General features: G+C 71.1%; 10 protein-coding genes. 8 read left to right on the top strand and 2 right to left on the bottom strand.

Annotated elements, in window-relative coordinates; all coding sequences use genetic code 11:
• The 4 genes from murJ to E1266_RS38355 all read left to right on the top strand — a co-directional run.
• Nucleotides 1-1855 (top strand): murein biosynthesis integral membrane protein MurJ (gene murJ, locus E1266_RS30480; RefSeq protein WP_347876757.1); only part of this gene is annotated, 1855 nt, incomplete at its 5' end.
• A 194-nt stretch (nucleotides 1856-2049) separates the two neighbouring features.
• On the top strand, nucleotides 2050-3654 hold the full coding sequence (locus tag E1266_RS30475) for a protein kinase family protein (protein WP_132052915.1): 1605 nt from the start codon (nucleotides 2050-2052) through the stop codon (nucleotides 3652-3654).
• A gap of 168 nt (nucleotides 3655-3822) precedes the next feature.
• Nucleotides 3823-4446: an RNA polymerase sigma factor SigM gene (sigM, locus tag E1266_RS30470; RefSeq protein WP_207946004.1), complete on the top strand. Its 624-nt coding sequence runs from the start codon at nucleotides 3823-3825 to the stop codon at nucleotides 4444-4446.
• A complete protein-coding gene (locus tag E1266_RS38355) occupies nucleotides 4443-5204 on the top strand; it encodes a zf-HC2 domain-containing protein (RefSeq protein WP_165966271.1) in 762 nt (253 codons plus the stop codon). The genes sigM and E1266_RS38355 overlap by 4 nt, the downstream gene beginning before the upstream one ends.
• Before the next feature lie 28 nt (nucleotides 5205-5232).
• On the opposite strand, the gene E1266_RS30460 is transcribed toward E1266_RS38355, so the two are convergent.
• Nucleotides 5233-5805: a dienelactone hydrolase family protein gene (locus tag E1266_RS30460; protein WP_132052913.1), complete on the bottom strand. Its 573-nt coding sequence runs from the start codon at nucleotides 5803-5805 to the stop codon at nucleotides 5233-5235.
• Nucleotides 5806-6112: 307 nt separating this feature from the next.
• Here E1266_RS30460 and trxB point away from each other — a divergent pair, with 307 nt between their 5' ends.
• Both trxB and trxA read left to right on the top strand, forming a co-directional pair.
• Complete coding sequence (gene trxB / locus E1266_RS30455; protein WP_132052911.1) at nucleotides 6113-7066, top strand: thioredoxin-disulfide reductase; 954 nt, start codon at nucleotides 6113-6115, stop codon at nucleotides 7064-7066.
• A gap of 136 nt (nucleotides 7067-7202) precedes the next feature.
• Complete coding sequence (gene trxA / locus E1266_RS30450; protein ID WP_132052909.1) at nucleotides 7203-7517, top strand: thioredoxin; 315 nt, start codon at nucleotides 7203-7205, stop codon at nucleotides 7515-7517.
• Nucleotides 7518-7778: 261 nt separating this feature from the next.
• Here the strand turns inward: trxA and E1266_RS30445 are convergent, their stop codons facing one another.
• On the bottom strand, nucleotides 7779-8396 hold the full coding sequence (locus tag E1266_RS30445) for a GNAT family N-acetyltransferase (protein WP_132052907.1): 618 nt from the start codon (nucleotides 8394-8396) through the stop codon (nucleotides 7779-7781).
• A gap of 294 nt (nucleotides 8397-8690) precedes the next feature.
• Between E1266_RS30445 and E1266_RS30440 the strand changes: the two genes are divergently transcribed.
• Together E1266_RS30440 and E1266_RS30435 are read left to right on the top strand one after the other, a co-directional pair.
• Complete coding sequence (locus E1266_RS30440; RefSeq protein ID WP_243719075.1) at nucleotides 8691-9983, top strand: PLP-dependent aminotransferase family protein; 1293 nt, start codon at nucleotides 8691-8693, stop codon at nucleotides 9981-9983.
• Between the two features lie 86 nt (nucleotides 9984-10069).
• Complete coding sequence (locus E1266_RS30435; protein WP_132052905.1) at nucleotides 10070-11011, top strand: D-alanine--D-alanine ligase; 942 nt, start codon at nucleotides 10070-10072, stop codon at nucleotides 11009-11011.
• Nucleotides 11012-11078 lie beyond the last annotated feature (67 nt).

Raw genomic sequence — 11078 nt, 5'->3', positions numbered from 1 at the left:
GGGATGGACCCCGCAGCCCCCCGGGACGCGGTACCCGAGCCCGCAGCCGACGGGAACTCCCCCGGGCGCGGCGGGCGCACCGCCGGCGACGGGGAGCCCCGCGGCGGCGGAGACCGCGACTGACATCCCCCTCCCCGGCGGCAGCGGCGAGCCGGGGGTGGACACGCTCCCCGGCGGCGGCCCGGGGGAGCCCCCCAAGGGCGGCGGCACGGGCCAGGCGACCGGTGGCGGCGGCGGCCTGCTGCGCTCCGGCGCGATCATGGCGGTGGGGACGCTCGCGTCCCGCGTCACCGGGTTCCTGCGGACGGCGGTCATCGTCGCCGCGCTCGGCACCGGCATGCTCGCCAACGCCTACAACACCGCCAACACGGTCCCCAACCAGATCTACGACCTGCTGCTCGGCGGCATCCTCGTCAGCGTCATCGTCCCGCTGCTGGTGCGGGCCAAGGAACGCGACCGCGAGTACGGCGAGCGGTACGAGCAGCGGGTGTTCACCCTCGCGGTGATCGGCCTCGCCGTCCTCACCGTGATCGCGGTGCTGTGCGCGCCGCTGTTCATCGACATCCTCGCGGGCAGCTTCACCGGCGACCAGCGGGACGTCGCGATCCTGTTCGCGCGGTTCTTCCTGCCCCAGCTGTTCTTCTACGGCGTCGGCGCGTTCGCCGGGGCGATCCTCAACACCCGCGGCAGCTTCGGCGCCCCGATGTGGGCGCCCGTGCTGAACAACATAGTGGTGATCGGCGTCGGCGGCGCGTTCCTCGCGATCACCGCCGGGCCGGTCACCCCGTCCGACATCACCGACGGCCAGATGATGCTGCTGTCCCTCGGCACCACCGGCGGGATCGTGCTGCAGACGGTCGCGCTGTGGCCGTCCCTGCGCAAGGTCGGGTTCCGGTGGCGGCCGCGGCTGGACTTCCAGCGCGGCGAGATCGGCGAGGTCCTGCGGCTGGGCGCCTGGACGCTCGTGTACGTCGTCGCCACGCAGGCCGCGTTCGCCGTCGTGACCGCGCTGGCGAACCGCGCCGGGAACCTCGCGGTGGACGAGGGCATCGGCGAGGGCTACGGGTACACGCCGTACTTCAACGCCTACCAGCTCTTCCAGCTGCCGTACGCCATCGTCGGCGTCTCGGTGATCACCGCGCTGCTGCCGCGGATGAGCCGGTTCGCCGCCGAGGGCAAGACCGCGGACCTGCGCGCCGCGTTCTCCACCGGGCTGCGGCTCTCCTCGGTGATCATCATGCCGGCGGCGGCGCTGATGCTGGTGCTCGGCCCGGAGATCACCACGGTGCTGTTCGCGCACGGCAACACCTCCGCCGACGACGCCCTGGTCATCGCGCGGGTGATGCAGATGTTCGCGATCGCGCTCGTGCCGTTCTCGATCTACCAGCTGATGCTGCGGGTCTTCTACGCCCACCGCGACACCAGGACGCCCGCGCTGATCGGCATGGTCACCGTCACGACCAACATCATCATGGCGTTCACCGCCTACAGCGTCCTGGACGTCCGGTGGATCGTGGTCGGCATCGCCGGCGGGTTCGCGATCACCAACGTGGTCGGCACGCTGACCTGCTGGCTGGTCCTGCGCCGCAAGCTCGGCGGCATCGACGGGCGGCGCATCGTCGGCGGCCACCTTAAGCTCGCGGTCGCGATCTGGCCGCTGATCGGGTTCGCCTACGCCACGCGCACCGTCGCCGACGCCGTCGGCGATACCTCCACGCTGGTCCCGGCGCTCATCACGCTGGTCGTCGGCTCCGCCGGCGGCGGGATTCTGTACCTGGTCTTCACGAAGCTCCTGCGGGTGGACGAGGTCCAAACGGCGATCTCCACCTTCGCCCGGAAACTGCCCGGCCGCTGACCTCCGCGCCCGGAAAGCACGGCAAAGTAAAAAGGACGCGCGGCGATAAGGCGGGCCACTCGTGCGAGTAGCCACTACCATGTGGGGGACTACGGCTTGCGGGGCGACACCCTGGGGAACGCAAAGAGGAGGGTCGGAGGCGTAAGCTGCCACGCCACTAACATGGGATCTGACCACCTGCGCAGGACGCTGCCGTGAGCACGTCCGTCATCGAGCCCGGCACACGTCTCGCCGGCCGCTACCGGCTTGAGGAGCGCATCAGCGACTCAGGCGGATCGAGCCTCTGGAAGGCCATCGACGAGATCCTCGCCCGGGCCGTCGCCGTCCGCACCTTCGACCCGAAGTTCCCCCGGATCGGCGAGGTGGTCACCTCCGCCCGCGCGGCGAGCCGGCTCACCGACCCGCGGCTCACCCAGGTGTTCGACGCCGACGACAGCGGCGAGAGCGCCTACGTCGTCAGCGAATGGGTCGCCGGCGAGACGCTGGAGGGCATGCTCGCCAAGGCGCCGCTGGAGCCCGGCCGCGCCGCGACGCTGCTGTACGAGGCGTCCGAGGCCATCGCCGCCGCGCACGCCGCGGGCCTGTCGCACCTGTGCCTCACCCCCCGCGACCTCGTCTGGACGACCGGCGGCACCGTGAAGCTGCTCGGCGTCGCGACCAACGCCGTCCTCGGCGACATGCACTCCGACGACCCCGGCGGCGACGACGTCCGCGGCCTCGGCCGGATGCTGTACGCGGCGCTCACCGCGCACTGGCCCGGCGACGAGAGCGGCTCCGCGCTGCCCGCCGCGCCCGCGGCCGACGGCGTCCCGTACGCGCCCCGGCAGGTCCAGGCCGGCATCTCGCACGCGGTCGACGCGCTCGTGTGCCGCTGCCTCGGCATCGGCCGGGCCGAGCCGCTCGCGTCCCCCGCCGACCTGGCCAAGGCGCTGCGCGGCGTCCCCCGGACCCCGCTGCCGCTGTTCGCCGGGCTCGGCAACGCCCAGCCGCCGACCCCGCGCCCCGCGGCTCCCCGCCGCGCGACGTCGACGACGACGCGGCCGGACCAGCCGTCCGCGCGGGACCGCACGCACGCGTCGCACGTCCCGCCGCCGCGGACGCGCGCCCAGCACGCCGACTACGCGCCGCCGGCGGCGTCGTCCACCCGCACGACACCGGCCCGCAGCCGCGGCGCGCACAGCAGCGGTGGCGGGTCGGGTCCCTTCGGCAACCGCGCGCTCCTCGGCGTCGCCGCGGCGGCGCTCACCGTCATCGTCGGCATAGGCGTCTGGGCGCTGTCCAGCGGCGGCGGCGACCCGGAGGGCGGCGGCGTCACCGACCCGGGCCAGCAGAGCGCGCAGCCCAAGCCGTCCGTGGTGAAGCTGGACGCGCAGAACGCGACCCCCTTCCAGGACTCGCGCCCCACCAACCAGGACACCGCCATCGGCGACGACATCGAGACGGTCATCGACGGGCGGCCGAGCGGCGAATGGGCGACGCAGCGCTACGCCGACGCCAACTTCGGCAACTACTCCAAGGGCCTCGGCGTCCTGCTCGACATGGGCAAGCCGGTCAAGATCGCCAACGTCAAGATCCACTCGCCGGTCAGCGGCGGGACGCTGCAGGTCAGGGTGGGCGACTCGCAGTCGCTGAGCGGCCTGAAGGCGGTCGGTCAGCAGACGCCCAACGGCGGCGAGATCACCGTCACCGCCAACCCGCACGTCACCGGGCAGTACGTCCTCGTCTGGTTCACCAAGCTCCCCTCGTCGCCCGCCAAGGGCAGGCTCGGCGAGGTCACCGTCTACGGCGCGGCGGGCTGATCTCCCTCGTTGCGGTGCTCCTGAGCTGTGACGGGGAGTGGCGCATGTCTGTATCGTGCCTGTGAGCAGATTGTCCCCTCGCCCCCAGGAACCTGTGGTGCATTCCCCAGCAGCCGGTCGTGGACGCCCCGCACCGACCGAGCGTCCAGAACACGAAAGCGGCCGCTCATGACATCGGTGAGCATGCGTCGGGTCGACGAGGTGCCCGACAAGGAGCTCCTCGCCCGCCACGCCCAGGGGGATCCGCACGCGTTCGCCGAACTCGTGCACCGCCACCGCGACCGCATGTGGGCCGTCGCCCTGCGGACCATCGGCGACCCGGAGGAGGCGGCGGACGCGCTGCAGGACGCCTGCCTCTCGGCGTTCCGCGCCGCCGCGCGGTTCCGCGGCGACGCGGCCGTCACCACCTGGCTGCACCGGATCGTCGTCAACGCGTGCCTGGACCGCATCAGGCGCAAGTCCGTCCGCCCGGCGACGCCGATGGGCGACGACGCCACGTTCGACGCCGTCGCGCCGAAGATGCCCGACCCGACCGACGCACACGGCGTCTCCCTCGACGTGACCACGGCGCTGCAGCAGCTCCCCTACGAGCAGCGCGCCGCCCTCGTCCTCGTCGACATGATGGGCTACTCCGTCGACGACGCCGCGCAGGTCATGGAGGTCCCAGCCGGAACGATCAAGAGCCGGTGCGCGCGGGGCCGCGCCAGGCTCGCGCCGCTTCTCGTGCACCACCGGAACCGACGGGAACACAAAAACGTCGGAGGTGTGGAAGGAGGTGGCATGCCCAAGTGAACCCCGCACATCTTGACTACGACGTCCTGGCCGACCTGGCCGAGGGACTGCTCGAAGACGACGAAGCCGCCTCCGTCAGCGCGCACCTCGACACCTGCGCCGAATGCCGCGACCTGTCCGCCGACCTTGCGGACGTGTCCCGGATCCTGGCGGAGGCACCCGTGCCGTCCATGCCCGCCGAACTGGCCGAGCGCATCGACACCGCGATCGCCGCGGAGTCGCTGAACACGGCCACCGTGGTGAGCATGGAGCAGCGGCGCGGAAGGCGCCATTGGCGGATGCTCTCGGCGGCCGCCGCGGCCGTGATCGTGGTCGGCGGCGGAGCGGCGGTCGGCTCGATCGCCCTGGACGGGGCGGACACCGAGGACGGCGCCGCGAATACCCCGCCGCAGGACAGCTCCACTTCGACCGAGGTAGGGCCGAAGGCGGCCGTTCCATCGCCCGCACCGGCCTTCAACGTCGCCCGCAGCGGCACCGACTACCGGGCCGGCGAACTCGGCTCCCAGGTCGCCGAACTCCTGGACAGCAGGCGGCAGGCCGCCGCGGCGGACCCGGCCGGTCCACGGCTCAGGGGCTGCGTCTACGCCGTCACCCAGGGGAAGGCTCCCGACCTCGTCGACGAGGCCGCCTACGAAGGGAAACCCGCCTACGTCATCGCGGCACGCGGCGACGAGTCCGGCAAGTGGAACGTCTGGGTCGTCGGCCCGGACTGCTCCGCCGGCGACCCCGGCGTCCTGAAGACGCTGAAGAACACCTGACCCGCCCCGCGCCCGGCCGCCACGCGCTCTAGAGGGAGTCCAGGAAGTCCAGGGCGATCGTCCAGGCGCGCTCGGCGGCCTCGGCGTCGTGGTCGGGCAGGTCCGGGTCGGTGAACAGGTGCCCGGCGCCCCGGTAGCGGAAGATCTCCACGTCCGCGCCCGCGCGGCGCATCCGCAGGTACCAGGCGTTCAGCCAGTCGACCGGCTCGTAGGTGTCGGGATCGGCGACGTGCAGCTGGACGGGGATGTCGGTGGAGACGTCGTCCGCCATGTCGGACGTTCCGTGCAGAAGCAGCAGCCCGGCGGCCTTGGCGTCCGCGAACGCGAGGTTCTGGGCGAGCGAACCACCGAGCGAGAACCCCGCGTACACGAGGCCGCCCTCACCCACCAGCGGCGCGGCCGCCGCCACGGCCCGCCGCAGCAGCTCGTCCCGGCCGATCTCCTCCTTGATCTCGATGCCCGCCTCGGACGTGTCGACGACCCGTCCGTCGTAGAGGTCGGGAACATGCACCTCATGCCCGGCCGCACGCAGCCGCTCGGCCGCCTGGAGCACCGCGGGCCGCAACCCGTACATCGAGTGGAGAAGCAGAACACGCGCCATGCCCCACACCCTATGACCAAGCATGCAGACGGCCCGGCGGATACCGATCAGCTCTGAAGGCGGGCTGTGAGCCCGCGGGACCTCGATCGGGCGGCGCCTCCGGCAGGTCGCGAGCGACGCCGCGCGATCACGCCACAGGGCTCGCCGCGGGCCCGTCGCATGGCCGCCGCGGGCCCGCCGGAGGCCGCTCCGGCGCCCGACGCTGGGACGCCGCGACGGACACGCCGGTGTGGCGGGAATCAGCGGGGCCTAGGATCGGTTGACGCGACTAGCGGCACAGGTGGCCATGGAGGAGAGGCGCAGAACAGTGAGCGACGTCCGTAACGTCATCATCATCGGATCGGGCCCCGCGGGCTACACGGCCGCCGTCTACGCCGCCCGCGGCGACCTGAAGCCGCTGGTGTTCGAGGGCTCGGTGACGGCCGGTGGTGCCCTGATGAACACCACCGACGTGGAGAACTTCCCCGGCTTCCCGGACGGCATCCTGGGCCCGGACCTCATGGACAACCTGCGCAAGCAGGCCGAGCGCTTCGGCGCCGAGCTCATCACCGACGACGTCACCGAGGTCGACCTCACCGCGGACCCCAAGGTCGTCAAGGTCGGCGATGAGACCTACCTCGCCAGGACCGTGATCGTCGCGACCGGTTCCGGGTACCGGGAGCTGGGCCTGCCGGACGAGAAGCGCCTGTCCGGGCGCGGCGTGTCCTGGTGCGCGACCTGCGACGGCTTCTTCTTCCGCGACCAGGACATCGCCGTCGTCGGCGGCGGTGACACCGCGATGGAGGAGGCGATCTTCCTCACCAAGTTCGCCCGCTCCGTCACCGTGATCCACCGCCGCGACCAGCTGCGCGCCTCCAAGATCATGCAGGAGCGCGCGTTCGCCAACGAGAAGATCAAGTTCCTGTGGGACAGCGAGGTCACCGGCATCACCGGCGACGACCGCGTCACCGGAGTGACCGTCCGGAACACGAAGACCGGTGAGGTGTCCCAGATGGAGGTCACCGGCCTGTTCATCGCGATCGGCCACGACCCGCGCAGCGAGCTTTTCGCCGGCCAGCTGGAGACCGACACCGACGGCTACCTGCTGGTCGACTCCCCGACCACGAAGACGAAGGTTCCCGGCGTGTTCGCCTGCGGCGACGTGGTCGACCACATCTATCGTCAGGCCGTCACCGCCGCCGGCACCGGCTGTGCGGCCGCCATCGACGCCGAGCGGTGGCTCCAGGACCAGGACGCCGCGGACAACGTCCCGCAATCCTGAGTAACCGTCACACGCGTCCGCCGCCGGACGCTTCTCGTGCGACGGGGCCCTGGACAGCACGCCCGCACCCGGCCTCCGGAGCACGACCGCTAGACACGCGCGGAGCCCCACCTGCGCGCGAGAACAGAGGAGAACCATGAAAGCCGTGACCGACGCCGACTTCAAGTCCGAAGTCCTGGAAAACGACAAGCCCGTTCTCGTCGACTTCTGGGCCGAGTGGTGCGGCCCCTGCCGCATGGTGGCGCCGATCCTGGAGGAGATCTCCAAGGAGCACGGCGACAAGATCGAGATCGTGAAGCTCAACATCGACGAGAACCCGCAGGTGCCGCAAAAGTACGGCATCATGCAGATCCCGACGATGAACGTCTACAAGGGCGGCGAGGTCGTCAAGCAGATCATGGGCGCCAAGCCCAAGGCGGCCCTCCTGAAGGACCTCTCCGAGTTCATCTGAACTTCCGAACTGCGCCTGTGGCCCGCACTCCACCAAGGAGCGCGGGCCACAGGCATCTAAGCACCCCGCATATGGATGAAAAGCGTGCCCCGCCCGCCCAGGGGGCGGACCGCTTACCTCCAGCGTCAAGCCTCACCAAGACGTGGGGCAGCGAAATCGCGTCCTGTGGATAACCCGTGGTGGGAGACCCCGCCCCGCCGCCAGGGGAGAGTGATTGGACGTGGTGGACGAGGGAGCCGTCGTAGAAGGGCTGAGAGAGTCCTAGACGGGCCGTAGGGCGCCTTCCGGGGTCATGGAGCCGAGGAGGCGTTCCAAGGCGACCTCGACGTCCTCACGCCACGAGAGGGCCGACTTCAGCTCCAGCCGCAGCCGCGGATACCGGTGATGCGGGCGGACGGTCTTGAACCCGACCGACAGCAGGTAGTCGGCGGGCACCATGCACCCGCCCTCCTCGCCCTTCAGATCGCCGAACGCCTCGATCGCCTTCACCGCGCGCCGGGTGAGATCCTTCGCGACGCCCTGCACCAGCATCCGGCCGAGCCCGCCGCCCGCGAACTCCGGCAGGATGTGCCCGGTCATCAGCAGCACCGCGTCCGCGCTGACGGGACTCGTCGGGAACGCCACCGAGCGCGGGACGTACAGCGGCGGCGCGTACATGACGAAACCCGCGGGGACGTTGTCGACGTACACGATCTTGCCGCAGCTGCCCCATTCGAGGAGCGTCGAGGAGGTCCACGCCTCCTTCTCCAGGGCGGAGTCACCGGTCGCCAGCGCCCGGTCCCGGCTGACCGGGTCGAGCTCCCAGAACACGCAACTGCGGCAGCGATGCGGCAGATCGCCGAGATTGTCCAGCGTGATGTTGACCAGACGACGCGACACCGGGTCGGCACCCCCTGTTGCGATCGAAACCTGCGGCCGGGCCGGGCCGGCGGGCTTCTCGGGCGGAACGCCACTCGCGGAATCCCCGGAAACATTCCGGGATCCTCGGGCATCGTATCGGACAGGGGAGTCCCTACCCCGATGGCGCGCCCGGTAAGGATCTTGCGCCGGAACCGCCCGCCCGAAGCGTCCCGGCGACAGGACGAACCGAGGCGACGCGCTAGGGGCTGCGCCGGATCGTCCCAGCCAATGGCGTAGTTTGCAGGGCAAGCCAGTCCACCTCGGAGGTGCCTCGTGGAACAGCATTCGCGCACAGATGCCTACACCGATCGCTATGCCGCGCGCGCCGCCGGCATGGTGCCCTCCGAGATCCGGGCTCTGTTCGCGATGGCCGCCCGTCCCGAGGTTGTCTCCCTCGCCGGCGGGATGCCGTACGTCTCCGCGCTCCCCCTCGACGCCGTCGGCGAGATGGTCGGAGAACTGGTCGCGGGCAAGGGCGCGGACGTCCTGCAGTACGGATCCGCGCAGGGCGACGGACAGCTCCGCGAGCACATTTGCGAGGTGATGTCCCTCGAGGGCATCCAGGCGTCCGCGGACGACGTCGTCGTCACCGTCGGCGCCCAGCAGGCACTCGACCTCATCACCAAGATCTTCATTGACCCGGGCGACGTCATCCTCGCCGAGGCGCCTTCCTACGTCGGTGCGCTCGGCACGTTCGCGTCCTACCAGGCGGACGTCGTGCACGTCCCCCTCGACAACGCGGGCCTCGTTCCCAGCGCGCTCCGCGAGACCCTGGCGCGGCTGCGCCGGGAGGGACGCTCGGTCAAGTTCCTCTACTCCGTCCCGACGTTCCAGAACCCCGCGGGCGTCACGCTGACCACCGCGCGCCGCGCGCAGATCCTCGAAATCTGTGCCGAATACGACGTCCTGGTCGTCGAGGACAACCCGTACGGGCTCCTCGGCTTCGAGGGCGAACCCATGCGGGCGCTGCGTGCGGACGACTCGGACCGCGTCATCTACCTCGGCTCGTTCTCCAAGACGATCGCCTCCGGCCTCCGTGTCGGCTGGGTGCTGGCGCCGCACGCCGTCCGGGCCAAGCTCGTGCTGGCCGCCGAGTCCGCGATCCTGTGCCCGTCCAACTTCTCCCAGCTCGCCGTCCGGGAGTACCTCGCCACGCAGCCGTGGCGGGAGCAGATCAAGGACTTCCGCGAGCTCTACCGGGCGCGCCGCGACGCGATGCTCGACTCCCTCGAACAGCTCATGCCGGACGGCTGCACCTGGACGCGCCCCAACGGCGGCTTCTTCGTCTGGGTGACGCTCCCCGAGGGCCTCGACGCGAAGGCCATGGCGCCCCGCGCGATCGCCGAACGGGTCGCGTACGTCCCGGGGACCGGCTTCTTCGCCGACGGGACCGGCCACCGCCACATGCGGCTCTCCTACTGCTTCCCCGAGCCCGGCCGGATCCGCGAGGGCATCCGGCGGCTCGCCGGAGTGGTGGAGGATGAGATCCGACTCCGGGACACCTTCGGCGGTGCCGTCACGGGCGGCTCCACCGGCTTCCAGGCGCCCGGCCCGGACGTCGTCTGAATGTTTCACGTGAAACGTGCCGGCCTCGCCGACCGGGGGGCCGGCGCTTTCGTTTCGCACCCCGTCACGTAGAGGAGTACCAACCAGTGGAACTCGGGCATGTCGTCGTCCTGGCCGGGGGACTCTCCTACGAGCGGGAGGTCTCACTCCGCTCAGGCCGCCGCGTATCGGACGCACTGCGCGCCCTGGACATACCCGTCGAACTCCGCGACGCGGACGCGACACTCCTCGATTCCCTCACCGAAGACCCGCCGGACGCCGTGTTCCCCGTCCTGCACGGCGCCGCGGGGGAGGACGGCTCGATCCGCGACATCCTTGAACTCCTGGACGTCCCCTACGTCGGCGCCCGTCCCGACGCCTGTCGTGTCGCCTGGGACAAGCCCACCGCCAAGTCCGTCGTGCGACGCGCCGACCTCCGGACCCCCAAGTCGGTCGCGCTTCCCAAGGAGATCTTCCACGACCTCGGTGCGGCGTCCGTTCTGGATCGAATCATCCGCAGTCTCGGCCTTCCGCTCTTCGTGAAGCCCACCCGAGGCGGATCGGCTCTCGGTGCCTCCGTCGTCCACGACGCCGCCGACCTCTCCGCCGCCATGGTCGGCTGCTTCGCCTACGGCGATTCCGCGCTCGTCGAGCAGTACGTCGCCGGCACGGAGGTCGCCGTCAGCGTCATCGAACGCGACGGCGTCCCCGTGGCGCTCCCCGCCGTCGAGATCGTCGCCCCCGGCGGACGCTACGACTACACCGCCCGCTACGACGCCGGCGACACGGAGTTCATCACCCCGGCCCGCCTCACGCCCGACGCCACGGCCCGCGCCACCGCCGCCGCCGTCACGGCCCACCGCGCCCTCGGCCTCCGCGACCTCTCCCGCACCGACCTCATCGTCTCCCCCGACGGCGAAGTCCACTTCCTGGAAGTCAACGTCGCCCCCGGCATGACCGAGACGAGCCTCTTCCCCCGAGCCATCAGCGGCGCCGACCTAGACCTGGGCGAAGTCTGCCGAGACCTACTCGCCACCCGCCTCTCCTAACCTCCGGGCGCACGCGCCATACACCTGCGCGGCAAGCGCATCCCCCATGCCCGCCATCCACCACCCC

It is taken from the genome of Actinomadura sp. 7K534 (genome assembly GCF_004348575.1).
Classification (GTDB): Bacteria; Actinomycetota; Actinomycetes; order Streptosporangiales; family Streptosporangiaceae; genus Spirillospora; species Spirillospora livida.
The sequence above is the reverse complement of the archived record's forward strand: the minus strand, read 5'-3'. Positions and strand labels throughout refer to the sequence as shown.

Bases quoted from the DNA above. Each gene is read 5' to 3' on its own strand.
- sigM (WP_207946004.1), top strand. From the start codon at position 3,823: ATGACATCGGTGAGCATGCGTCGGGTCGACGAGGTGCCCGACAAGGAG.
- E1266_RS30460 (WP_132052913.1), bottom strand. From the start codon at position 5,805: ATGGCGCGTGTTCTGCTTCTCCACTCGATGTACGGGTTGCGGCCCGCG.
- trxA (WP_132052909.1), top strand. From the start codon at position 7,203: ATGAAAGCCGTGACCGACGCCGACTTCAAGTCCGAAGTCCTGGAAAAC.